Source organism: Pseudonocardia sp. DSM 110487, assembly GCF_019468565.1.
Lineage (GTDB): Bacteria > Actinomycetota > Actinomycetes > Mycobacteriales > Pseudonocardiaceae > Pseudonocardia.
This window is the reverse complement of sequence record NZ_CP080521.1, coordinates 192797-215669: the sequence shown is the minus strand read 5'-3', so window position 1 is coordinate 215669 and position 22873 is coordinate 192797. Positions and strand designations below refer to the sequence as shown.

Below are 22873 nucleotides of genomic sequence, written 5' to 3'. Positions count from 1 at the left end.
GAGGATCATCGGTACAGCGTAGTGCCCGGCTAGGCGAGAGGGTCGCGCGTTCCGGCTCTCAGCGGGCGACGCGGGGGTAGCGGATCAGCAGGCTCGCCAGCACGTCGTCCGTTCCGAGGGCGGCGTAGGTGTGCGGGGCGTCGGCCGTCCACTCGAGGTGCGCGCCGGCGCCGGCGCGCAGCGGGGCTTCCGCGGGACCGGCCTCGAGCACGCCCGCGAACACCGTGACGTGCTCGGTGACACCGGCCTGGTGCGCGGGCGAGCTCTGCGCGAGGCCTGCCGGAACGCGCATGCGGTAGAGCTCGTACGTGACCGGGCCGTCGTCGAAGACGCGCAGCAGCTGGATCTGCACGGCGGCCCCGCGGAGGGTGGCGGGCGGTGGGCTGAGGAGAGCGGTCAACGGCAGGTCGAGTGCGGCTGCCACGGCTTGCAGCGTGTCGAGGGTGGGGTTGCGGGTGCCGGCCTCCAGCCCGGACAGCGTCGCCTTCCCGACGGCCGCCCGGCGCGCCAGCTCGGACAACGACATGCCCCGGCGCTCGCGCAGCTCCCGCACCCGGCACCCGACCTCGGCCGCGCCCTCGGGGAGGGCCGGCCGTGATGTGCCTTCCCCCGCCGGGCCCTCGCTCGCCGCTGTCACGTCGGCTATCGTCCCATCGTTCCGTAAACGGAACGCACGATGGGAGGGATACGTGCGGCTGCAACCCGTGCTCGCCGGCATCGTGACGGCGCTGGTCGGCTTCTCCAGCGCGTTCGCTGTGGTGCTCACGGGTTTGCGCGCGGCGGGGGCGGACGAGCGGCAGGCGGCATCCGGCCTGCTGGTGCTGTGCCTGACGTGCGGCCTGGTCACGCTCGCGCTGGGGCTGCACCACCGGATCCCCATCAGCATCGCCTGGTCCACACCCGGTGCGGCACTCCTGATCTCGACTGGCCCGCCGCCCGGCGGCTTCCCCGCCGCCGCCGGCGCGTTCCTCGTCTGTGGCGCGCTCGTCGTGGTGGCCGGCCTGGTGCCGGCGGTCGGGCGGCTGATCGCGCTGATCCCCGTGCCGATCGCGAGCGCGATGCTGGCCGGCGTACTCGTGGAGCTCTGCATCGCCCCGGTGCGGGCGCTCGCGGAGATTCCGGTGCTCGCCGCGCCGGTGATCGCGGTGTGGGCACTCGTCGGCCGGTTCGCCCGGACGTGGGCGGTGCCTGCCGCGCTCGTGGTCGCGGCCGTCGCGATCGCGCTGACCGGGCCGGGACTCGGTGACGTGGCCATCACCCCCGCACTCGTGTGGACCACGCCGACGTTCGACCTCGCCACCGTCGTGGGCGTCGGGATCCCGCTCTTCCTCGTCACGATGGCCTCGCAGAACCTGCCCGGCGCCGCCGTGCTCGCCCAATACGGCTACAGCGCGCCGATGCGCCCCATCCTGACCACCACCGGCCTGGCGACGATCGTCTCCGCGCCGTTCGGCGGGCACGCGGTGAACCTCGCGGCGATCAGCGCCGCGCTCGTCGCCGGACCGGACGCCCATCCGGACCCCCGGCGGCGCTGGGTCGCCGCCGTGACCGCCGGGGTCGGCCTTGCCGTCCTCGGGCTGGGCGCCGGGCTCGCGGCGGCCCTCCTCGTGCTGTCGCCGCCGGTGCTGATCGAGGCGGTCGCCGGGCTCGCGCTGCTGGGTGCGCTGGCCGGGGCGCTGTCCTCGGCGGTGTCCTCGCCGGACCGGCGCGAGGCCGCCGCCACCACGTTCGTGGTGACGGCGGCCGGCGTCGGGTTCCTCGGCATCGGAGCCGCGTTCTGGGGACTGCTGGCGGGGGTGGGCGTGAGCCTGCTGCACCGGCGACGCGCGCCTGCCGATGCGGTCACCTCCCCACGCTGACCGGTTCGAGATGCCGAGCGAACGGCTCGTCCAGAGGCGCGCTCGTGAGCCGGTTCGCGAACGTCGACATCGTGTAGGCGCCGATCCCGAGCACCACCTCCAGCGCGTTGCGGAGCGTGTAGCCGTTGTCGAGGAGGGACCGGACGGAGTCGTCGGGCACGTCGCCCGTGGTGGCGAGCACCTCGAGGACGAACGCCCGCAGCGCCTCGAGCCGGGGATCCGCGAGCGGCTCCCCCGCCTGCAACGCTGCGACAAGCGCTTCGTCGGCATCCAACCCTCGCAGCTTGCCGGTGTGCATGGCGACGCAGAGGTGGCAGCCGTTGCGGACGGCGATCGTCATGATCAGGACTTCTCTGGCCGTCGGATCGAGGGTCGACGCCTCGAACATACCGCTGAGGCGCAGGAACCCGTCGAGCAGCTCGGGCGACTCGGCGAGCCGGGCCACGGCGCCCGGCACGAACCCGAACCGCTTCTCGACGGCGCCCATCGTGCGGCGGGCGGCCTGCGGCGCGGTCTCGATCGTGTGGGCGGGGAACATCTGGGACATCGGCATCTCCTAGACTCGACAACGTGGTTGACCAAACCGTAAACCAGGTTGTCGAATCTGTCCATGGTTGATCGGGAGGACGAGCCGGGCTGGATGCTCCCGCTGCTGCTCTTCGGTGGCTTCCGCACGCTGATCGACCGGCTGCACGCCGAGCTCGCGCGGCAGGGACATTCCGACATGCGCCCCGCCTACGGCTTCGCGATGCAGGCGATCGGCCGCGACGGGGCCACCGCGAGCGAGCTGGGCAGACGCCTCGGCGTCTCGAAGCAGGCGGCAGGCAAGACCGTCGACCGGCTCGTGGAGCTGGGCTACGCGGAGCGGAGCGCGGATGCAGCCGACGCGCGGCGCAAGCTGGTGCGGCTCACGCCGCGCGGGTACGACGCGCTCGCCCGCTCGGCCGCCGTGTTCGAGCAGCTGCGAGCCGAGTGGGCCGAGCGGCTGGGTACCGACCACGTGCGCGCGCTGGAGGCGGACCTGCGGACGGTCGTGCCGCCCACCGCGATCCGTCTGGATGTGGCCGGCTGGTTCGGCCCCTGAGTCAACCTGTCAGGCCCCTGCGGGCCAGGAGCGGGGCCAGCTCCGGGTCGCGGCCGCGGAAGGAGCGATACGCCTCCATCGGGTCCACGGCGCCGCCGCGGGAGAGCAGCTCGCGGCGGAACCGGTCGCCGTTCTCCCGGCGCAGGCCACCGTTCTCGGCGAACCAATCCACGGTGTCGGCGTCGAGCACCTCGCTCCAGATGTAGGAGTAGTAGGCCGCGCTGTAGCCACCGCCGAAGGCGTGGTTGAAGTAGGCGCTGCGGTAGCGGGGCGGCGCGGTTGGCTCGGCGATGCCCGCCGCGGCGAGCGCGTCGGCCTCGAACCGCTCGACGTCGATGACCTCGTCATCCGGGCCCAGCCGGTGCCATGCCTGGTCGAGCAGCGTCGCGGCGAGGTACTCGGTGGTGGCGAACCCCTCCCCGAACCGCCGCGACGCCGCCAGCCGCTCGACGAGCTCGGCCGGTAGCGGCTCGCCGGTCTCGTGGTGGCGGGCGTAGCTCGCGAGGATCTCCGGGTCCTCCAGCCACATCTCGTTGACCTGCGACGGGAACTCCACGAAGTCGCGCGGCACGGACGTTCCGGAGAAGGTCGGGTACCGCACGTCGGAGAAGAGGCCGTGCAGGGCGTGGCCGAACTCGTGGAACAGGGTGCGCACGTTGTCGATGGTGAGCAGGGTGGGCTCGCCGTCGGCGGGCTTTGCGATGTTCAGCGTGTTGAGCACCACCGGCTTCGTGCCCAGCAGGTGAGACTGCGTGACGAAGGAGTTCATCCACGCGCCGCCGCGCTTGGAGTCGCGGGCGTAGAGGTCCGCCACGAAGAGCCCGAGCTGTCCGTCCTCGTCGAACACGTCGAAGACTCGCACGTCCGGGTGGTAGCGCGGCAGGTCGTTGCGCTCGGCGAAGCGAAGTCCGTACAGCCGGCCCGCGGCGTGGAAGACGCCGTCGTGCAGGACGCGCTCCAGCTCGAAGTACGGGCGCAGCGCGTCGGTGTCGAGGTCGAACCGCGCCCGGCGCACGCGCTCGGCGTAGAAGGCGCGGTCCCATGCCTCGATCGGGAAGCCTGCCGCCTCGGACAGCTCCGCCGCCTCCGCTCGCGCGTTCGCGACCGCCACCGGGGCGAGCTTGCCCAGCATCGCGTCGATCGCCTCGACGGTGCCCGCGGTGCCGATCTCGACGACCCACGAGGCGTGGTGCGGGTGGCCGAGCAGCGTCGCCCGTTCCGCACGCAGCGCGACCATGCGCAGCACGATGTCGCGCGTGTCGTGATCCCCACCCGATCCACGGGCTGTGGATGCCGTGTGCAGCCGTTCGCGCAGCCCGCGGTCGGTGAGCGAGGCGAGTGCGGGCTGCCCCGTCGGGAGCACGAGCGTGAGCAGGTAGCCGCTCTCGTGCCCCCGCTCGGCCGCGGCCCGCGCCGCCGCCGAGACCCCGTCGGCGGGCAGGCCGTCGAGCTGTGTGGCGTCGTCGACGAGCACGGCCGCCGCGTTCGCCCCGGCGAGCAACCGCGTGCCGAACTCCGTGGCGAGGGCCGAGAGCTCCGCGTTCAGCTCCTTGAGCCGCTCCTGCTCGGCGGCCGCGAGTCGGGCTCCCGCCCGCACGGCGTCGCGGTGGCGCCGCTCGAGGAGCCGCAGCGACTCGGCGTCGAGATCCAGATCGTGGCGGGCCCCGAACAGCGCCTCGATGCGGGCGAACAGCACCGGGTCGAGCGTGATGGCGTCGGCGTGGGCGGCGAGCCGCGGCGCCACCTCCGCCTCGATCTCCCGGATCCCGGGCGTGCTGCACGAGCCGACCAGCGTGAAGAACACGTTCGACACGCGCCGCAGGGTGGCGCCCGACCGCTCCAGCGCGACGACGGTGTTCTCGAACGTCGCGGGACCCGGGTCGGCGGTGATCGCCTCGACCTCCGCGCGCTGCTCGGCCATGCCCGCGGCGAACGCGGGGAGGAAGTGCTCCTCGCGGATGGCGTCGAAGTCCGGGAACTCGAACGGCAGCTGGCTGGGGGCGAGGAACGGGTTGCCGGTCACCCGCGCGAGCATAGGTCCGTGGCGGGTGTTCAGGTCGGGGTCGGCGCGGTGGTGCGCGACGGCGGGAGGGTCCTCGTGCTGCGCAGGGCGGGCGCTCACGGGGCAGGCACGTGGGGGTTGCCGGGCGGCCACCAGGAGTTCGGCGAGTCGCCCGAGATCACCGCCGTCCGCGAGACCCTCGAGGAGACCGGGCTCGTCGTGCGGCCGACGGTCCGGCTGGGTTTCACGGACGACCCGATGCCCGAGATCGGGCGGCACTACGTCACGCTCTTCATCGGCTGCACCCGGCTCGGCGGTGAGGCGCAGCTGCGCGAGCTGGACAAGGCCACCGCGCTGGCCTGGCTCACGCCCGCCGAGCTGCGAGATCGCCGGGCCGAGCTGTTCGACCCGCTCGGCCGCTGCCTCGACGCGGGGCTCCTGGACGGGAAATCTGCTTGACCTGAACCCCGGTTCAGGTCGGAGGCTGCCTTCATGGACGTCGCCGCCTACCTCATGCGGATCGGGGCCGCCCGCCCGGCCGCTCCCACGAGCGCCTCGCTCACCGCTCTGCACCGGGCGCACGTGCGGTCCGTTCCCTTCGAGGACTACGACATCCACACCGGGGTCGCGATCTCGCTGGAGCCGGCCGCGCTGGAACGCAAGATCGTCCAGCGGCGTCGCGGCGGGTACTGCTACGAGCTGAACGGTCTGTTCGGGGTGCTGCTGCGGGAGCTGGGCTTCGCGGTCACGATGGTCGGGGCGTTCTCCCTCGACGACGACGGCACCCGCGGCCGGGACGCCGACCACCTGCGGCTACTGGTGGACGCCGTCGACGGCAGCTGGATCGTCGACGTCGGCAACGGGGCGCGGTGGACGGAGCCCGTGCCACGACGCCCCGGGGTGCACGGCAGGGTGCAGGTGTACCGCGTCGGCGACCTGTGGTGGATCACGGAGCGCCGCGGCGACGGGCGGTGGGAACGAGGCTGGGCCTGGACGCCGCAGCCGCGGGAACTCGCCGACTTCGCCGACCGCAACCGCTACCAGCAGTACGACCCCGGCTCGGACTTCATCGGCCGACGGCTCGCCGCACTGGCCACCCCGACCGGCCGGATCTCACTGGTGAACGGCGTCTTCGCCGAGCTCGACCGCGGGGTGCGAACGGAGCGGGAGGTCTCCGCCGCCGAGGAGTGGGCGCTGCTCGCCGACCGCTTCGGGATCGTGCTGGATCGCCAGTGGGCCGAGCGCGTGCCCGTACTCGCGACCTGCTGAGCCGGAGTCGTGAGCGGATACGCGTGCTATAGCTCGCGTATCCACTCACGACAGTAGCTGTGAGGCCTTCTCCCCTATCGCAACCGCGGTGGCGGCCGTGCCGCGCCGGGGAGCGATCGGCAGCACCGAGGTGTCGGCAACCCGGAGCCCGGCGATCCCGTGGACGCGCAGCTGCGGGTCGACGACCGGCCCGATCGCGGCGCTCCCCGACATGTGCACGGCCGTGGTGAGGTGGGCGCCGATCCAGCCGTCGAGCGCGCGATCGTTGCCCAGCACGTCGCCGCCGGGCGCGACGCGCGTGCCGACGCCGGCCCGCAGCAGCTCGGCGGCGGTGCGGATGGCGTGGCGGAGGAGGCGGCGGTCGTGCTCGGTGCGCAGGTACCGGTAGTCGATCCGCGGCCGGACGCGCGGATCGGGGGCGGTGAGGGTGATCGTCCCGCGGCTGTCGGGGCTCGCCACCATGCACATCAGGTGCAGCTCGCCTGCCGGGGTGAAGGGCCGGACGAACGCGAGCACCTCGACATCGCCTCCTGGATCCGCGCCGGCGTCCCAGTCGAGCGCGGCCTGGCTGCCCGGCGTGTGCGGGTGGGCGGGTGGGTCGCTGGTGGTGAAGGGGACGAACACCGCTGGGTGGTCGGTGAAGCCCTGCCCCACCGGCAGGTCGAGGACGACCGGCACGCCCGCGGCGCGCAGCATGTCGGCAGGCCCGATACCGGACAGCATCAGCAGGTGAGGGGTGGCGACGCCGCCTGCGGCGAGCACCACCTCCCCCGCCTCGACGACCGTGCCGTCGAGCAGCGCGACGCCGCGGGCGCGGTCGCCGTCGAGCAGCACCCGGGCCGCGGGGGCATCGGCCCGCACGGTCAGGTTCGGGTGGCCGACGAGGTAGGCGCTCGCTGCGCAGGTGCGCATGCCGTCCCCGGCATTGCTCGGCACCAGCCCGGCCCCCGGCGGGGCGCCCGCGTTCTTGTCGGCTTCCAGCCCGTGGCCGATCCGCTGCGCGGCGGCCAGGAACCGCTCCGCCACCGGGTGGAGCAACTGCCCGGCGGGGCGGCGGACGGGGACCGGGCCGCGGTCGCCGTGGCCGGGTGCGGTCGGGAGGTCGAGGTCGTGCTCGGACCGGACGAAGTGCGGGAGGAGGTCGGGCCAGGACCAGCCGGGCACGCGCCAGCCCGCGGCGTCGGCGGGGGTGGCGCGCACCCAGTTGGCGCCGTTGATGGCGCTCGACCCGCCGACCACCCGGCCGCGCGGCACGCTCACGGTGTGGCCGGGCCGCAGCTCGGCCGCGTAGGACCAGTTCAGTGGGTGCCCCGGCCTGGCCCCGTCGAGCCAGTCCGGCGGCGCCGCCACCGGCCCTGCCTCGAGCAGCAGCACCCGACGCCCAGCGTCCTCGGCGAGCCGGCCCGCAAGGGCGCAGCCCGCGGAACCGGCGCCCACCACGACCACGTCGTACACATCAGGGAGGATGCCTGGTGATGAGCGATCTCGCGCAGGATCTCGCCGCGTTCCTCACCGCGGCGCCCACCCCGTACCACACCGTCGCCGAGGGCGTGCGCCGTCTGGGGGAAGCCGGCTTCACCGAGCAGCCGGAGGCCGGGCCTTGGGCGGACGGCCCCGGCGGCCGCTACCTGGTGCGCGACGGCACGCTGCTGGCCTGGTTCATGCCCGAGGGCGCCCCGCCCGGAACGCCCATGCGGATCTTCGCCGCGCACACCGACTCGCCCACCCTCAAGGTCAAGCCGCGGCCCGACACCGGGTCGGCCGGGTGGCGGCAAGTAGCGGTGGAGGTCTACGGCGGCGCGCTGTGGAACTCGTGGCTCGACCGCGACCTCGGTCTCGCGGGCCGCCTCGCCCTCTTCGACGGCTCCGTCGTGCTCGTCGACGTGCGCAGGCCGCTGCTGCGGGTGCCGCAGCTGGCCATACACCTGGACCGCCAGGTGAACCAGGGCCTCAAGCTGGACCCCCAGGAGCACCTGCTGCCCGTCTGGGGACTGGGCGCCCCCGCAGAGGGCGACCTGATCGGGTTCCTCGCCGCGGAGGCAGGCATCGACCCGGCCGAGGTGGCCGCCCACGACCTCGTCGTGCACGAGCTCACCCCGCCCGCCCGGCTGGGCGAGCACGAGGAGCTCCTGGTGGGCCCGCGGCTGGACAACCTCGCGTCCGTGCACTCGGGCATCTGCGCCCTGCTCGCCGCGGCCGACGACGCGGCTGGGGTGATCCCCGTGTTCGTCGGCTTCGACCACGAGGAGATCGGCAGCGCCTCCGCGACCGGGGCCGCCGGTCCGCTGCTGGAGACCGTGCTCACCCGGCTCGCGGGCGGCTTCGACGCGCGCGGCGCCGCGTTCGCCGCGTCCCGCTGCCTCTCGGTGGACGTCACCCACGCCGCGCACCCGAACTACCTCGGCCACCACGACCCGAACCACCGCTCGGTGCCGAACGGCGGACCGGCGCTGAAGGTCAACGCCAACCAGCGCTACGCCACCGACGCCCCCGGCGCGGCCGCGTGGCACCGCGCGTGCCGGGACTCGGGCACCCCCACGCAGGTGTTCGTCAGCAAGAACACCATGCCCTGCGGAAGCACCGTCGGGCCGATCCTGTCCACCCGGCTGGGCATCCGCACCGTCGACGTCGGGATCCCGGTGCTCTCGATGCACTCCGCGCGGGAGCTGTGCGGGGTGCAGGATCCGGCTCACCTCGCCGCAGCGGCCACCGCGTTCCTCACCGACCCGCTCTGATCCCCTCGAAGACCCGCGCGAAGCTCGCGGCACCGTTGCCCTCCGCGACCTGGTGGGCGAGCAGGGCCTGCAGCGGCGCCACGAGGTCGACGGCGACGCCCTCCTCCCTGCTGGCCTGCACGATCGTGTCGAAGCCGGACTTGTTGAACGCGATGGTCTGCTCGTCGGCTGTGGTGTAGTCGCCCGAGTCGATGAACGCGGCGTCGTACGGGAGGCCCGCCGTCATGGCGGTGACCCATGCCGCGGCCTGTCCGGCGAAGTCCGCCGCCGGGACCCCGGCGCTCCCGACGAGCGCGGCCCCGTGGAAGAAGCCCGCGAACATCCCGTACATCGCCGACAGGAGCGCGAGGTCGTAGAGCGAGGCGAGCCCGGCGTCCTCGCCGAAGTACTCCGCCGTCCCCAGCAGCTCCAGGCCGGACCGGTAGCGCTCGAACGCGTCCTTCGAACCGCTGTAGAGGAAGCGCGCGCCGTCCTTTCCGATCATCGGCGGGGTCGCCATCATGCCGCTGTCGACGTACTCGATGCCGTGCGCGGCCGCCCACTGGGCCATCTCGCGGGCCTGCCGCGGCGTGCCAGTGGTGTAGTGGATCACGGTGCGCCCGGCGAGCTCGCCAGCGACGGGTTCGACGATCTCGCGAGCAGCGGCGTAGTCGAGTACGCACACGATGACGAGCGGGCTCGCCGTGATCGCCTCGGCGACGTCCCCTGATCCGACCGCACCCTGTGCGACGAGCGGGTCGGCCCGGCCGGGGGTGCGGTTCCAGACGGTGGTCGGGTGCCCGCCCGCGAGCAGGACCTCGGCGATCCGGGTGCCCATGGCACCGAGGCCGATCACGGTGACGGGCGAGCGGTCGTGCTGGGACATGGTGTTCCTCTCGATCGTCATCTCCGGACGACCCCACCGTCCCGCCGCGCGCTGACGCTCCTCGCACGGATCTCGCACGGTGCCGTGAGTGGCCTTACCGTGGTGCGAATGTCCCCGGAACCCCACCGAGGAGGTCGCGTGAGCGCGGAGCACTCCCTCGCCGACGGCCCGGACGTGTACTGGTTCGTCGGCGGCCCGCTCGACGGTCGCGTCGACACCCGCGAGCCGTCCGACCCGGCCCCCGGCACCGTGCGCTACGTGCACCTGCACGAAGGCCCGAAGATCGTGCACCACTACGACCTGCACGAGGTGGCAGGCCACGGCGGCGAGTACCGGCTGCGCGACCCGGACCACGACGACGCTGGTTGACCCCCCGATCACGGGGTAAAGACGGGAGCCGACATCCGGGAGGCTCTCGTGTCATCCACCACGACCGCCGCGCAGTCGCTGTGGCTCGCCGCGCTGCCGAGCACGGCCTACCCACCCCCGTCCGGCGAGCGCACCTTCGACGTCCTCGTGCTCGGCGGCGGGATCACCGGCCTGACCACAGCGCTGCTGCTCAAGCGGCGCGGTGCCCGGGTGGCCGTCGTGGAGGCCGGGCGGGTCGGCGCCGGGGTCAGCGGCAACAACACCGCCAAGGTGACCGCCCTCCAGTCCACCGTGCTGACATCGATCGCGAGCACCCGCGGCTCGGAGGTCGCCGACGAGTACGCCGCGCGCAGCCTCGCCGCCGTCGAACTGGTGGCCGAGCTCGCCGCGGACGAGGGCATCGACTGCGACCTGCGGCGCCGTGACGCGTTCACCGTGGCCGTGCGGGACGCGGAACTCTCCGACGTCGAGCGCGAGTTCGAGGCGGCCCAGCGGGCGGGACTTCCGGTCGAGATGACCGCGTCGGTCGACCTGCCCTACCCGGTGGCCGGGGCGGCCCGGCTGCGCGACCAGGTGGCCTTCCACCCGGTGCAGTACGTGGCGGGGCTCGCCGCCGCCGTCGACGGCGACGGCTGCCGGGTGTTCGAGAACACCCGCGCGCTGAGCGTCGCGGAGGGCAGCCCGGTGCGGATCGAGACCACGCGCGGCCCGCTGACCGGCGACCGGGTTGTCGTCGCGACGCACTACCCGGTCTGGGATCGGGGGCTGTACTTCGCCCGGATGGAGGCGAGCCGCTCGTACTGCGTGGCCGCGCGCGTGCGCGGCGAGCCCGTCAAGGGAATGTCGATCACGGTCGGCCCGCGGACGTGGTCCTACCGGTCGGCAGGCGACCTGATGATCGTGCTCGGGAGCGGCCACCCGACGGGGGCGCGCGGTGTCGACCGGTCCTGCTACGACGCGGTCGAGGAGCACCTGCGCGAGCACTGGGACGTGGAACAGGTGACGCACCGCTGGTCGGCCCAGGACCCGACGCCATACGACCACACCCCGATGATCGGGACCTACACCCCTGGCAACTCACGGATGTATGTGGCATCCGGCTTCTCGAAGTGGGGGCTCTCCGGCGGCACGATGGCAGCGGCGATCCTGTCCGAGCAGATCGGCGGGGGCAAGGGCACGGACGTGTTCAGCCCGCACCGTGTCTCCCTGCGCGCGTTGCCGCGGCTCGCGCGCCTGAACGCGAAGGTGGGAGCCGACCTTGTCGGCGACCGGCTGATGCCGGGACGGATCTCCTCCGCCGAGGAGCTCGCGCCGGGCTCGGCGGGTGTGGTGCGCTCGGGCATCGAGCGCACCGGGGTGTACCGCGACCCGGACGGTGGCCTGCACGCCGTCTCGATGCGGTGCACGCACCTTGGCTGCCTCGTTCGCTTCAACGCCGCCGAGAACAGCTGGGACTGCCCGTGCCACGGCTCGCGGTTCGACGTCGACGGCGAGGTGCTGGAAGGGCCTGCCGTGCGGCCGCTGCCCGGGCGGATCCCGCCGGGTGAGTGACACGCATCACGAATCTCCCGGCGGGCGAGCGCCCTCCTCGGTCCGGCGGGTGGCGGCCATACCGGGGGCGCCGCTACCCGCCACCCGTCTCCGCAGCAGCACCGGCAGCGCCGCCGCGATCAGCAGGCCTCCCGCGGCGAGCAGCGGCGCTCCGCCCGCCGCCCATGCCGCGTACACCGCGAACGTCGCCAGCTCCGTGCCCAGCCCGGCCACGGAGGTCACGGTGGCGCGCGTGGCACTCGCGATCCGCTCCTGCAGCCGCGCGTCGAGGACCACGAGCACCGCCCGATAGCCGCCGTAGAACGCGGCGACGGCGATCACGCCGGCCGCGACCCCGAGGAGCACCATCGCCGTCCCGAGGATCACCGCCAGTGCCCACGCGGGCAGCCGGGCGGCCGCTCCCCCGAGCGCGGCACCCGCCGTCCCGCCGAGCACGATCGGGACGGCGGCGAGCGGGACGGCCGCGGTGGGAATGCCCCATCCCGCCAGCAGGAGCGGGAAGTACTCCTCGACGCCGTCGTAGGCAGCGAGGACGGCGGCGGCCAGCAATACGGGCCAGACGCCGGGGCTACGAGTCGCGTCCCTGACGCCGGAGCGCAGCGTCGCCAGGTAGCGGGTGCCGTCACCGTCGTCGTGGCGGGACGGTTCCGGCAGGGTCGCGGCGACGCAGGCGGCGGCGAGGCACGTGCCCACGCTCACCCACCCGGCCATCGGGAACCCGCCGACGACGAAGAGCCACGTGGCCGCGAGCGCCGCCGGCAGCTGGGCCACCAACTCCATCGCGGCGACCCAGCCCGCGACACGCGCGTAGTGCTCCTTCGCCCCGGCCGCGGCCAGTCCGTCGTAGAGCAGTGCCTCCTTCGCACCAGAGACAAGCGATCCGCCGAACCCCCAGAGCACGAAGCCGAGCGCGAACCCGGCGAAGCCGGGCATCAGCACCCACGTGGCGTACGCGGCGGCCTGCAGGACCCCCGCCGCCACCAGGCACGAACGCCGGGAGAACCGGTCTGCGAGCGCGCCGGACGGCACCTCCGTGAGCACCGCGACCGCCGACCAGATCGCGAACAGCGCTGAGACCTGCGCGACGGACAGCCCCGTGGCCGTGAACAGCAGCGCGTACAGGGGGTACAGCGGGACGACGTCGCTGACAAGCGCCCACCCCACGATGCGACGGGCGAGCGGGCGGGCGGGAGGCGGGAGAGTGCGTCAACCAGGCACGTCGGGAGGTTAACCGCATCGGTTATCCGATCCCAGCGATTTCCGTTCCCTGGCACGATCCAGAACGTGATCACGGCTTCGGTGCACCTCGTCACCGGTATCCAGGCGGCGGGCAAGTCGACGGTGGCGCAGACCCTCGCCGAGCGGCTGCCCGGTCGGACCGTGCACGTGCACGGCGACCAGTTCCGCCGCTGGATCGTCGGCGGCCGAGCCGAGATGACGCCGGACGCAGGCCCCGAAGCGGTCCGTCAGCTGCGGCTACGGCACCTGCTCACGGCCCGGACGTGCGACACGTACGCCGACGCCGGCTTCACGGTCGTGGCCCAGGACATCGTGCTCGGCGACGAGCTGCCGCGGATGGTGGCGACGATCCGCACCCGGCCGCTGCACGTGGTCGTCCTCGCCCCGCGGCCGGACGCCGTGGCGGCGCGGGAGGCGCGGCGAGGCAAGCAGGCATACGGCCCGTGGACGGTGGAGGCGCTCGATCAGTCGCTGCGCACCGAGACACCGCGCGTGGGGCTGTGGCTCGACAGCTCCGAGCTGTCCGTGGCCGAGACCGTCGACGAGATCGTGCGCCGAACCGACGAGTCCAGGGTGGCGTGACGCGTTGTCGGGAATCTCCAATGCAGGCGCGCCGACCCGTGCCAGGCTGCCTTCGTGTACGGCTACATCGCCAGCATGCGGACGCGGCCCGGCGAGCGTGACGAGGTCGTCGCGCACCTGTTGAAGAGCATCGACGGACTCCCGGCCGCGGGATGCCTGTCCTACGTCGTGGGCGAGTGCCCTGACGACGACGACCGGATCTGGGTCACCGAGGTGTGGGAGAGCGCCGAACACCACGCGTCGTCCCTGGAACTTCCCGAGACCAAGGCCGCGATCGCCGCCGCCATGCCGCTGCTCACCGGCGAGTTCACCCGGCAGGAGACGCGGGTGGTGGGAGGGGTCGGGCTAGGAGGGTCCTGAGTTGCTCAGGGCGCTCCTAGGATCCGATTCCGGAGCGCGCGCCCGGGTAGTCCGGTCTGGTGGCCGACTACGACACGGCGATCTTCGACGTCGACGGCACGCTGGTCGACACGAACTACCACCACGCACTGGCCTGGTTCCGAGCCTTCCGGCGCCACGACCTGACCGTTCCGATCTGGCGGCTGCACCGGGCGATCGGGATGGGCGGTGATCACGTGGTGCCGGCCGTCGCTGGCGATGACGTGGAGGAGCGACTCGGCGAGCAGCTGCGCGCGGACTGGTCCGACGAGTTCGACGCGCTGCTCGGCGAGGTCCAGCCCTTCGACGGGGTGCGTGAGCTGCTGGACGACGTGCGCCGCCGGGGCTTCACGCTCGTGCTGGCCAGCTCCGGCAAGGCCGAGCACGTCGACCACTACCTGAGCCTGTTCGGCGGTGCCGAGCTCGCCGAAGCGTGGACCACCTCGGCCGACGTCGAGCAGACCAAGCCGGCGCCGGACCTCCTGCAAGCCGCGCTGGAGAAGGTCGGCGGCCGTTCCGCGGTGCTGGTCGGTGACTCGGTGTGGGACTTCCGGGCCGGCGCGCGGCTGGGGATACCCGGCTACGGGCTGCTCACCGGCGGCTTCTCCGCCGGCGAACTGCGCGAGGCCGGAGCCGCCGAGGTCTTCGAATCGCCCGCGCAGCTGCACGAACACCTCGACGATGTGTGCCGATAACTGACCTACATCGCTCCTACGGTCGTGCCCGACGACGACCGAGGAGCACGAATGATCCACGAAGCAGCGGTGTTCCAGCTCGCCGACCTGGCCGCGGTGCACGCCTTCACGCTGGTCGGGGCCGAGGACATGGACAGCGTCCTGCCACCACTGTTCGACATGCCGGGCGCCGACCAGCCGCGCCCGTTGCGCGAGGTGCTCGCGCACGCCGCCTACGACGAGGCCTGGATCCCGGACATGCTCGCCGGGCGCACCATGGACGAGGTCGGCCGGGACACCTACGACGGCGACCTGCTCGGCGACGATCCGCACGGCAACATCGCCCGCATCGCCGAGCGCGCCCGCGCCGCCGCCGCGCGGGTGACCGACCGCGACGCCGTCGTCCACTGCGGGTACGGCGACGTCCCGGCATGGGACTACTTCTGGCAGCTCAACGTCGCGCGCACGCTCGCCGCCCACGACATCGCCCGGCACCTCGGAGCGGAGTCCCCCGTGTCCGAGGAGCTGGCGAAGGCGATGTGGGAGGGCACGGCGCCGGCGGCCGACATGTGGCGGTCGTTCGGGATCTACCGCGAGGAAGTGCCGGTCCGCGATGGCGCCTCGTGGCGTGCGCGCTACCTCGGCCTCACCGGCCGGAAGGAGTCGTAACGCGCGCACGGCCCCGAGCGAGCCAGGCCCATGCCCAACTTCACGGCGCCCTTCGCCGTGCAGCCCGGTGAGGGTCCGGTTCTCGAGACGCCCACCGGCGACGCGATCACGGTGAAGGCCGACACCATGAGCACCAACGGCTCGCTCACGGTCCTCGAACTGCTGGTCGCACCCGGGTCGGGACCTGCACAGCACATCCACGTCCGGGAGGACGAGGTGTGGTGGGTGCTCGAGGGCAAATTCCGGTTCAAGGCCGGTGACACCATGCTCCGGGCGTCGAGCGGCGGCATGGCCTTCGGGCCGCGTGGCGTACCGCACAACTTCCAGAACATCGGCGACGCGGCCGGACGGCTGCTGATCATCACCTCACCGTCGGGGGTGGAGCGGTTCTTCGAGCAGTTCGCCGCGCTGCCGGGCCCGGTGGACGCCGAGGCGCTCGCCGCCGTCGGCCACGCGAACTGGATCGAGTTCATCGGTCCGCCGCTCGCGATCTCCGACCCGCTCTAGCGGCACCCCAACTACCGTGCGGTGATATGGCTGCGAACGAGCCGACGGAAGTGCGCTTCCGCGCCGCGCACGCCGGCGACGCCGAGCAGGTCGCCGCGTTGCACGCCGCGAGCTGGCGGCGGCACTACCGCGGCGCCTACGCCGACGCCTATCTCGACGGTGACGTCGTCGCCGACCGGCGGGCGGTCTGGTCGGCGCGCCTGGCCGATCCGGCAGGCGGCGTCACGGTGCTGGCCGAAGACGGCGACAGCCTCGCAGGGTTCGTCCACGTCGTCATCGACGAAGATGCCGCGTGGGGCAGCCTCGTCGACAACCTGCACGTCGCCCTTCCCCACCAGCGGACCGGCGTCGGCACCGCCCTCCTCGCCCGCGCCGCCGAGGGCATCCTCGGCCGCGCCGCCGGTCCGGCCATCTACCTGTGGGTGCTCGAGCAGAACGTCGCCGCGCAGCGGTTCTACCGTGCTCGAGGCGGAGCCTGCGTGGAGAAGGCGCTCGTCCCGCCGCCCGGTGGTGTGCCCATCCGCCTGAACGGCGCCCCGGCCATGCTCCGCGTCGCATGGCCGGACGCGTCAGCGCTGGCCCACCGACCCTGAGGCGACACCGCCGCCCGCGAACCGGTGCACCTCCGGCGCCCCGCCTGCGGCGAGCTCGTCGGCTTGCGCGAACCGCAGCATCCATGGGTCCATCCGGACCAGGACGAACCCGGGGTCGGCCGGTCCGCCTGGCCAGATGGTCGCGGGGTCGAACCCGGTCGGCGCCGGCAGCGCCGCCACCACCTCCCACACCCGCTCCCGCTCGCCGGGATCGAGGACGACCCGCGCGTGGCATTCGGCGACGGCGACGTCGTGCTTCTCCCACCAGTACGAGCACGAGACGTACGGGGTGGCAGCGATGTGACCGAGCTTCGGTGTCGACGAGCGGGTGGTGAGCCATCCGACCAGCCCGCCGTCAGCGAGCGCCTCCCAGACCGGATGGACGACCCGAGAGCGCGGCCGTCCGGACGTGTCGACGGTGCCGAGCGTGCACCAGACGATCTCGTGGGCGATCGCGATGAACCGCTTGACCGGCGAAGACATATCCACAACCATAGTTGCACAACGAGAGTTGTCAACCATGGTTGTAGAGTCGCGACGTGCCCGTCCCGGACGATCTGCTCGACTTCGCCGTCGTGGCCCAACTCGCCGGGCTTGCGCTCACGGACCGCACGCTCGAACGGCTGCACGAACGCGGCCACACCCGGCTACGGGTGAGCCACGGCTACCTGTTCCAGCACCTCATCGATGGGCCCATCACCGTCGGCGAGCTGGCGCAGCGGCTCGGCGTCACGCAACAGGCCGTCTCGAAGACCGCGGCCGAGCTGAGCGCCGCGGGGTACCTGCAACGGATGCCGGACGCCACGGACGGCCGGGTGCGCCGGGTCGCGCTCACCGAGCGCGGCCGCGCCGCGGTGCGAGACACCCGGGAGATCCGGGCAGAGCTGGTCGGCGAACTGGCCGAGAAGCTCGGCGCCGACCGGGTCGAGTCGGCCCGGCGCACCCTGCTCACCGCGATCGACATCGCGGGTGGCGCGGCTGCGGTGCGCAACCGCAGAGTGCGCCCGGCGCAGTAGGCGCGAAGACCGGCTCCACGAGGGAGGTCACGTTCTCCGGCTCTCCGGTGCCGGCAATCATCGCCGCGGGACCCGAAGAGCTGGCTGGTCACCGTCGCATGGCGCAAGTTCCTCGACGCGACCCGGACCGAAGCCGCCCGCCGCCGGCGTGAGGACCTCGTCGACGAGGAGCCTGCCCCCGGGCCGGCTACCGCGGTGGACGACACGCTCCAGCTCTACTTCCTGTGCGCCCACCCGTCGCTGACGCCGTCGTCAGCGGTCGCGCTCACGCTGCGCGCCGTCGGCGGGCTGACCACCCGCGTCGCGAGCGTGCGGTTCGACCAGCCCGGCGACGTCGCCACCGTGCTGCGCGTCCTCTACCTGGTCTTCAACGAGGGTTACTCCGGCGACGTCGACCTCGCCGCCGAGGCCATCCGGCTCACCCGGCAGCTCGCCGCCGCGATCGACCACCCCGAGGTGGCGGGGCTGCTCGCCCTCATGCTGCTCCACCACGCCCGGCGCGCCAGCCGGACCGCTCCCGACGGGAGCCTGGTGCCGCTCGTCGCGCAGGACCGCAGCCGCTGGGACACCGCCTCGATCGCCGAGGGCGTCGAGATCCTGCAGGCGGCGCTGGCCCGCGATCGGTTGGGCGAGTTCCAGGCCCAAGCCGCCATCGCGGCCTTCCACGCCGACGCGCCCACCGCCGAGGAGACCGACTGGGTGCAGATCGTCGAGTGGTACGACGAGCTCGCGCGACTGACCGACAGCCCGGTCGTGCGGCTCAACCGCGCAGTGGCCGTGGGCGAGGCCGAGGGACCACGCGCCGGGCTTGCAGCGCTCGCGGCGCTGGACGACTCACTGCCCCGCCACGCCGCGGTCGCGGCGTACCTCCACGAGCGCGCCGGCGATCCGGAGACGGCGGCGCGGCTGTACGCCGAGGCGGCCGAGAAGGCACCCAACCTCGCCGAGCGCGCCCACCTGACCCGCCAGGCCGCCCGGCTCAACGCCCGCCTGCGCCGCTGACCGGTCGCGCCCACCGGCGGCTGCTCGACCGGACCGAGCCGATGGACCGACAGGATCGCGCCCTGACGCACCCCGGCGGCTCAGCCGCTCGACCGGCGGCGGGCATGATCCGAACTGCCGGTTGTCCACGGCTGCCCGCACGACCATGAGCACCCGAAACAACGGATCATGGGCGGTTGCCCCCTTGTGGCCGGTCAGGTGTGGGACCGCCGCCGGCCTCCCTGATCGCGACCTGCATCGCCCGGTACGCCTGCAGTCCCTGTACGTCCCGGTCAGCGATGGCGTACGACTTGCCGTCGATGTCTGGCTCCCGGTCGAGCGGATCGCCGCAGGCGAGGCAGTCGGTGCGAGGACACTCAGCGCCTTCCGATCGGCGCATCGGAGGGTTCCGCGGGGCAGAAGGTATCGGCGGCCGGGCGGTGGCCGGTGAGGAGGAACGTGGTCACGTGCCGGTCGCCGCAGGTGTTGCCGGTCCTCGCGTAGGAGCCGTGGCCGGTGGCGGCGACGGTGACCATGCGTGCCCGGTCACCGAGCGCCTCGCGCATCCGGAGCGCGCCGGAGTGCGGGGTGGCCGGGTCGTGCAGGTTCTGCACCAGCAGCACATTGGACGGGCCGCGAGCTGTGATCTCCACGGGCGGTTCGGCGCGCCGTGGCCAGAACGCGCAGGGCAGCACGTTCATCGGCATGCCCGCGGTCAGCGGGTGGCTCTCCCGGCTCGCCGCCACGCCCCGGGCGTACGTGTCGAGGTCCGTCGGCCAGGCGACATCGTTGCAGATGGTGGCGGCGATCGCGGCCGCGGAGTTCTGCACGACCTCGTCGGGCGGGGTGTTCGGCGCGGGCAGGGCGGTGCGGTCCAGGACAGCGTGCATCAGCTCGGCCAGCCGCGGGTAGCGGTCGGGTGCGTACAGTGCGTCGAGCAGCGTCTGCCGCAGCGAGTTGCCCGAGAGTTCCGGTGGGTTGGCACCCGGCCACGGAATCGGCTCGGCGTCCAGGCGGGCCGCGAGGTCGAGGAACAGCGGGCGCACCTGCTCGGGAGCGTCGGCCAGCCGCTGCGGGTTGCCGGGGTCGGCCGCCCAGTCCGCGAAGGCGGGGAATGCGTCCTCGACGCCGACCGCGTAGTTCGCCAGCCAGCCGCGAGCGACCCGCGTCGGGTCGGGGTCGTCCACGCTGTCCAGCACGACCCGGTCGGTGCGATCGGGGAACAGCTGGGCGTAGACGGCACCGGCGTACGTGCCGTACGACACGCCCCAGATGGAGATCCGCTGCATCCCCAGCGCCTGCCGGATGAGGTCGATGTCGCGGGCCTCGTCCGCGGTGCTGATCTCGTGCAGCAGCGGGCCGCCGTGGACCGCACAGGCGTCGGCAATGCGTTCGGAGTTCTCCGCGTTCTCCGCGATGCTGCCGTCCGGGGCGGGCCATGGCCGCAGCCGCACCAGGGACAGGTCCTCGTGGGCCAGGCCGCAGCTGACCGGCGTGGACTGCGCGACGCCGCGCGGGTCGAAGCTGACCATGTCGTAGGCGTTCAGCACCTCCGCCGGGAGGCTGCGGGCGGCGGCGGTCGGGTCGGACAGCCCCGGCTCGCCCGGGCCGCCGGGCACCAGCATCAGGGTGCCGCGGCGGGCGCCCGGGTCGGCGGCGGGGATGCGGGAGACGGCGAGCTCGATGTGCTCGCCGCGCGGGTCGTCATGGTCGAGTGGCACGTCCAGGGTGGCGCACTGTTGCCGCGGATCGAGGTCGTCGCCCGCGCACACGCCCCAGTCCAGACCGGCGCCGTCGGCCGCTGCCGCGGTAGCGGGCATGGCAGTGAGCAGTACGGCAGCGACCCCCGCCAGCAGCGCGGCCTTACGCCTCGTCGTCGTCATGCATCTCAGCCTGGCCACCCCCCGCCGGCGAACCCATCCGGCGAACCCTCCGAGCGGGCCGGGGGCATGCCCCCGGCGACACGGCCTCGTCCACACCGCCGCCACGGTCCCCTACTGCTCGGCGTCCCCGGGCGCACCGTCATGGGCTGGGTCGACACCGCGATGGCCGCTCACTACCGGCACATCACCGGCCGCGATGCGGCGCGACGTCGCGGAGCGCGTCGGCGGTCTGCTGCGGCGACCGAGTAGGGACCCCGACCAGATCAGGACGGCCGCGACCGGCCGCCTGAGCGGCGAACTGCAACCAGAACTGCAACCACGTCGGCGGCGCCGGTCGGGACGTGATCGTCCTGTCCGGCGCTGCCGCTGGTCAGGACCGCGGAAGCGGAGGGATTCGAACCCCCGGACGGTTGCCCGTCTCTCGCTTTCAAGGCGAGTGCATTCGGCCGCTCTGCCACGCTTCCGTCGATCAGGGTAGCCGCAGATCCACCCACGTCGCGTGGTGGTCGGATGCGTCGTTCAGGCGGGCGAGCGGATCGGCCGCGACCGGCCAGAACACTCCGCTGCGAAGTACCTCCAGCGGCGCCGAGGGCAGCACGTAGTCGACGCGCAGGTTGCCGGGGGTGGGGTCGGAGAAGTCGGCGGTGTCCAGGCGGGGGTCGCCGCGGTGGCCAGGGTTCGCGGCCTCCGCCGCTCCGTCAGAGGCAGGGGCCGGGTCGAGCACGCGGTGCGCGGTGAGGATCTGCTCGGCCGCGCCTGCGAGTGAGTCCCCGTCGAGCGGGTCGGAGTTCTGGTCGCCCAGGATCACGAACCTCTCCCCGGCGCCGAGGCCGCCGCGCCGGCCTGCGTCGTCGTAGAGCGCGTCACCGGCCGCCCCGGGCTGGACGTAGAGGCGCCAGAAGGCGATCTCGTCGGCGTTGCGGCGGCCGTTGCGGTCCTCAGGGCCGTCGAAGGTCGGCGGCGTCGGGTGGCTCGCGAGCACGTGCAGGGTGCGGTCCCCGATCCGCACGGCCACGTCCCAGTGCGACTTCGAGGAGAGCGGGAGCACGGCCTGCTCCTCGGGCGAGTAGAAGTCTGTGGGCTGCCTGCTACCAGGGAGGTCCTTCCACAGGAACCGCTGGAACGTGCGAGTGGCGGTGGTGTCGATCGGGAAGCGCGAGAGCACGAGCATCCCGTACTGCCCGGGGAACGCGCCGAAGCCGAGCGCGTCGTTCGGGCCGCCGACGGCGCCATCGTTGTCGAGGTCGAACCCACTCGGCACCCCCGTGTTGGACGGTGCGAGGAACGCGTACGGGTACTCGATCGGCTCGGCGCCGTTCTGGCCGCGCTCCAGGTAGTTGTCGCGGAAGAGGTCGACGGCGGCGGGGGCGTGGTCGAACTCGTTGACCAGCAGCACGTCCGGCCGCACTCGCTGCACCACCTCGGCCACCTCGCGGGCCTGCGGGTCGTCCGGGGTCGACAGGTCGGCCACCAGCTCGCCATCTGCTGCCCGGTTGAGCGATGCGTTGAACGTCGCGACGCGGGCCTCGGCGGGAGGGGCGGCCGTCGCCGCCGTGCAGGCGGGCAGCGCGAGTGCGATGAGCACGGCGGGGAGCGCGCGGTGGAGCGGCATGGCGATCACCCTTACAGGCGAGCGTGAACGAGCGGTGACGACCGATGTGGTGGGATCTGCGCGGGAGGGCAGCATGCGGTTCGACGAGAACGCCCAGCTGGACACGTCTCAGATCGACGACCTGCGCGGCAGCGGTGGCGGAGGCGGTGGCCTCGGCGGGCGCGTTGCGGTGGGCGGCGGCGGGCTCGGCGTCGTGGGACTGATCCTGTACTTCCTGCTCAGCCAGATGGGCGGCGGTTCCGGGATCGACCTGGGTGGACTCACCGGGCTGGAGCAGGGACAGTCGGCCGACACCTCCCAGGCCGCCTCCACCTGCCGAACAGGCGGCCAGGCCAACACGGAGCTGGACTGCGAGGTCGTGGCGGTCGTCAACTCGCTCGACGGGTACTGGAGCGACACCTTCGCGCGCTCCGGGATCACCTACCAGGCCCCGCGCACCAACTTCTTCAGCGGCGGCGTGCGCACCGGCTGCGGGAGCGCGTCGTCGGCGGTCGGGCCGTTCTACTGCCCCGCCGACAACGAGGTCTACATCGACCTCGGTTTCTTCCGGGAGCTCGAGACGCGCTTCGGGGCGGAGGGCGGCCCGTTCGCGCGGGCGTACGTCATCGCCCACGAGTACGGCCACCACATCCAGGCGCTGCTCGGCACGAGCGAGCGCGTGCGGCCTGGCGAGACCGGGCCGACGTCCGGCTCGGTGCGGCTGGAGCTGCAGGCCGACTGCTACGCCGGGGTGTGGGCCAACCACGCCGAATCGGTGCCGACCGCATCCGGGCAACCGCTGATCCGTGACGTCACGCGCGACGACGTGGCGGCCGCGCTCGACACGGCCGCCCGCATCGGCGACGACTACATCCAGAGCCAGCTCGGTGGCGGCCAGGTGGACGAGAGCCAGTTCAGCCACGGCAGCTCGGCGCAACGGGAGCGCTGGTACACCACCGGGTACGAGTCGGGCGACCCTGCGCGGTGCGACACCTTCGCCCGCGGCGTGGACCTCGGCTGACCCCA

At 73.1% G+C, this 22873-nt stretch carries 24 protein-coding genes, 1 tRNA gene and 1 pseudogene; 16 read left to right on the top strand and 10 right to left on the bottom strand.

Annotation, left to right across the window (positions count from 1 at the left end; translation table 11 throughout):
- Positions 1 to 58 precede the first annotated feature (58 nt).
- Entirely contained in the window at positions 59 to 637 is a 579-nt protein-coding gene (locus tag K1T35_RS00905) for a helix-turn-helix domain-containing protein (RefSeq protein ID WP_255621456.1), read from the bottom strand.
- 52 nt (positions 638 to 689) lie between these two features.
- On the opposite strand from K1T35_RS00905, the gene K1T35_RS00900 reads away from it, so the two are divergent.
- Complete coding sequence (locus tag K1T35_RS00900; RefSeq protein WP_255621455.1) at positions 690 to 1859, top strand: benzoate/H(+) symporter BenE family transporter; 1170 nt, start codon at positions 690 to 692, stop codon at positions 1857 to 1859.
- On the opposite strand, the gene K1T35_RS00895 is transcribed toward K1T35_RS00900, so the two are convergent.
- On the bottom strand, positions 1843 to 2397 hold the full coding sequence (locus tag K1T35_RS00895) for a carboxymuconolactone decarboxylase family protein (protein WP_220262304.1): 555 nt from the start codon (positions 2395 to 2397) through the stop codon (positions 1843 to 1845). The genes K1T35_RS00900 and K1T35_RS00895 overlap by 17 nt on opposite strands.
- A 72-nt stretch (positions 2398 to 2469) precedes the next feature.
- Here K1T35_RS00895 and K1T35_RS00890 point away from each other — a divergent pair, with 72 nt between their 5' ends.
- Positions 2470 to 2943, top strand: coding sequence for a MarR family winged helix-turn-helix transcriptional regulator (locus K1T35_RS00890; protein WP_220258295.1), 474 nt, complete (start codon positions 2470 to 2472; stop codon positions 2941 to 2943).
- A gap of 1 nt (position 2944) precedes the next feature.
- Here K1T35_RS00890 and K1T35_RS00885 read toward each other — a convergent pair whose 3' ends face one another.
- A complete protein-coding gene (locus K1T35_RS00885) occupies positions 2945 to 4978 on the bottom strand; it encodes a M3 family metallopeptidase (RefSeq protein WP_220258294.1) in 2034 nt (677 codons plus the stop codon).
- A 6-nt stretch (positions 4979 to 4984) separates the two neighbouring features.
- Between K1T35_RS00885 and K1T35_RS00880 the strand changes: the two genes are divergently transcribed.
- Both K1T35_RS00880 and K1T35_RS00875 read left to right on the top strand, forming a co-directional pair.
- Complete coding sequence (locus K1T35_RS00880; protein WP_220258293.1) at positions 4985 to 5404, top strand: NUDIX hydrolase; 420 nt, start codon at positions 4985 to 4987, stop codon at positions 5402 to 5404.
- Positions 5405 to 5437: 33 nt separating this feature from the next.
- Positions 5438 to 6214, top strand: a complete 777-nt coding sequence (locus K1T35_RS00875) for an arylamine N-acetyltransferase (protein WP_220258292.1) — start codon at positions 5438 to 5440, stop codon at positions 6212 to 6214.
- Between the two features lie 45 nt (positions 6215 to 6259).
- Here the strand turns inward: K1T35_RS00875 and mftG are convergent, their stop codons facing one another.
- Complete coding sequence (gene mftG, locus K1T35_RS00870; protein WP_255621454.1) at positions 6260 to 7669, bottom strand: mycofactocin system GMC family oxidoreductase MftG; 1410 nt, start codon at positions 7667 to 7669, stop codon at positions 6260 to 6262.
- Positions 7670 to 7689: 20 nt separating this feature from the next.
- Here mftG and K1T35_RS00865 point away from each other — a divergent pair, with 20 nt between their 5' ends.
- Positions 7690 to 8949, top strand: a complete 1260-nt coding sequence (locus tag K1T35_RS00865) for a M18 family aminopeptidase (protein WP_220258291.1) — start codon at positions 7690 to 7692, stop codon at positions 8947 to 8949.
- Here K1T35_RS00865 and K1T35_RS00860 read toward each other — a convergent pair.
- Positions 8933 to 9835 (bottom strand): NAD(P)-dependent oxidoreductase, encoded by a 903-nt coding sequence (locus tag K1T35_RS00860; RefSeq protein WP_255621453.1) that lies wholly within the window; start codon positions 9833 to 9835, stop codon positions 8933 to 8935. The genes K1T35_RS00865 and K1T35_RS00860 overlap by 17 nt on opposite strands.
- Before the next feature lie 117 nt (positions 9836 to 9952).
- Here K1T35_RS00860 and K1T35_RS00855 point away from each other — a divergent pair, with 117 nt between their 5' ends.
- Both K1T35_RS00855 and K1T35_RS00850 read left to right on the top strand, forming a co-directional pair.
- Positions 9953 to 10183, top strand: coding sequence for a hypothetical protein (locus tag K1T35_RS00855; protein WP_255621452.1), 231 nt, complete (start codon positions 9953 to 9955; stop codon positions 10181 to 10183).
- Positions 10184 to 10231: 48 nt separating this feature from the next.
- Positions 10232 to 11734, top strand: a complete 1503-nt coding sequence (locus K1T35_RS00850) for an FAD-dependent oxidoreductase (RefSeq protein ID WP_220258290.1) — start codon at positions 10232 to 10234, stop codon at positions 11732 to 11734.
- A gap of 6 nt (positions 11735 to 11740) precedes the next feature.
- Here K1T35_RS00850 and K1T35_RS00845 read toward each other — a convergent pair whose 3' ends face one another.
- The gene (locus tag K1T35_RS00845) at positions 11741 to 12898 is read right to left on the bottom strand and encodes an MFS transporter (protein WP_220258289.1); all 1158 of its coding nucleotides are present in this window, start codon (positions 12896 to 12898) and stop codon (positions 11741 to 11743) included.
- A gap of 120 nt (positions 12899 to 13018) precedes the next feature.
- On the opposite strand from K1T35_RS00845, the gene K1T35_RS00840 reads away from it, so the two are divergent.
- The 6 genes from K1T35_RS00840 to K1T35_RS00815 are packed head-to-tail and all read left to right on the top strand — an operon-like array spanning position 13019 to position 16376.
- Positions 13019 to 13555, top strand: coding sequence for an AAA family ATPase (locus K1T35_RS00840; protein WP_220258288.1), 537 nt, complete (start codon positions 13019 to 13021; stop codon positions 13553 to 13555).
- Between the two features lie 54 nt (positions 13556 to 13609).
- Positions 13610 to 13915, top strand: coding sequence for a putative quinol monooxygenase (locus K1T35_RS00835; RefSeq protein WP_220258287.1), 306 nt, complete (start codon positions 13610 to 13612; stop codon positions 13913 to 13915).
- A 59-nt stretch (positions 13916 to 13974) separates the two neighbouring features.
- On the top strand, positions 13975 to 14628 hold the full coding sequence (locus tag K1T35_RS00830; RefSeq protein ID WP_220258286.1) for an HAD family hydrolase: 654 nt from the start codon (positions 13975 to 13977) through the stop codon (positions 14626 to 14628).
- A gap of 51 nt (positions 14629 to 14679) precedes the next feature.
- On the top strand, positions 14680 to 15276 hold the full coding sequence (locus K1T35_RS00825; RefSeq protein ID WP_220258285.1) for a hypothetical protein: 597 nt from the start codon (positions 14680 to 14682) through the stop codon (positions 15274 to 15276).
- 30 nt (positions 15277 to 15306) lie between these two features.
- The gene (locus K1T35_RS00820; protein WP_220258284.1) at positions 15307 to 15783 is read left to right on the top strand and encodes a cupin domain-containing protein; all 477 of its coding nucleotides are present in this window, start codon (positions 15307 to 15309) and stop codon (positions 15781 to 15783) included.
- Between the two features lie 26 nt (positions 15784 to 15809).
- On the top strand, positions 15810 to 16376 hold the full coding sequence (locus K1T35_RS00815) for a GNAT family N-acetyltransferase (RefSeq protein ID WP_220258283.1): 567 nt from the start codon (positions 15810 to 15812) through the stop codon (positions 16374 to 16376).
- On the opposite strand, the gene K1T35_RS00810 is transcribed toward K1T35_RS00815, so the two are convergent.
- Positions 16353 to 16859, bottom strand: a complete 507-nt coding sequence (locus K1T35_RS00810; RefSeq protein WP_220258282.1) for a pyridoxamine 5'-phosphate oxidase family protein — start codon at positions 16857 to 16859, stop codon at positions 16353 to 16355. The two genes, K1T35_RS00815 and K1T35_RS00810, sit on opposite strands and share 24 nt — an antisense overlap.
- A 56-nt stretch (positions 16860 to 16915) precedes the next feature.
- Between K1T35_RS00810 and K1T35_RS00805 the strand changes: the two genes are divergently transcribed.
- Both K1T35_RS00805 and K1T35_RS00800 read left to right on the top strand, forming a co-directional pair.
- Positions 16916 to 17392 carry a MarR family winged helix-turn-helix transcriptional regulator gene (locus tag K1T35_RS00805; RefSeq protein ID WP_220258281.1) on the top strand — a complete coding sequence of 159 codons (477 nt, stop codon included), beginning with the start codon at positions 16916 to 16918 and terminating at the stop codon, positions 17390 to 17392.
- 63 nt (positions 17393 to 17455) lie between these two features.
- Positions 17456 to 18394: pseudogene (locus K1T35_RS00800) on the top strand (DUF6596 domain-containing protein); the annotation flags it as partial.
- 356 nt (positions 18395 to 18750) lie between these two features.
- Here the strand turns inward: K1T35_RS00800 and K1T35_RS00795 are convergent.
- The 3 genes from K1T35_RS00795 to K1T35_RS00785 form a co-directional block, all read right to left on the bottom strand.
- On the bottom strand, positions 18751 to 20256 hold the full coding sequence (locus K1T35_RS00795) for an alpha/beta hydrolase (RefSeq protein ID WP_220258280.1): 1506 nt from the start codon (positions 20254 to 20256) through the stop codon (positions 18751 to 18753).
- A gap of 379 nt (positions 20257 to 20635) precedes the next feature.
- Positions 20636 to 20720, bottom strand: a tRNA-Ser gene (locus tag K1T35_RS00790).
- 5 nt (positions 20721 to 20725) lie between these two features.
- Positions 20726 to 21868: an endonuclease/exonuclease/phosphatase family protein gene (locus K1T35_RS00785; RefSeq protein ID WP_220258279.1), complete on the bottom strand. Its 1143-nt coding sequence runs from the start codon at positions 21866 to 21868 to the stop codon at positions 20726 to 20728.
- A 73-nt stretch (positions 21869 to 21941) separates the two neighbouring features.
- Here K1T35_RS00785 and K1T35_RS00780 point away from each other — a divergent pair, with 73 nt between their 5' ends.
- The gene (locus K1T35_RS00780) at positions 21942 to 22868 is read left to right on the top strand and encodes a neutral zinc metallopeptidase (RefSeq protein WP_220258278.1); all 927 of its coding nucleotides are present in this window, start codon (positions 21942 to 21944) and stop codon (positions 22866 to 22868) included.
- Positions 22869 to 22873 lie beyond the last annotated feature (5 nt).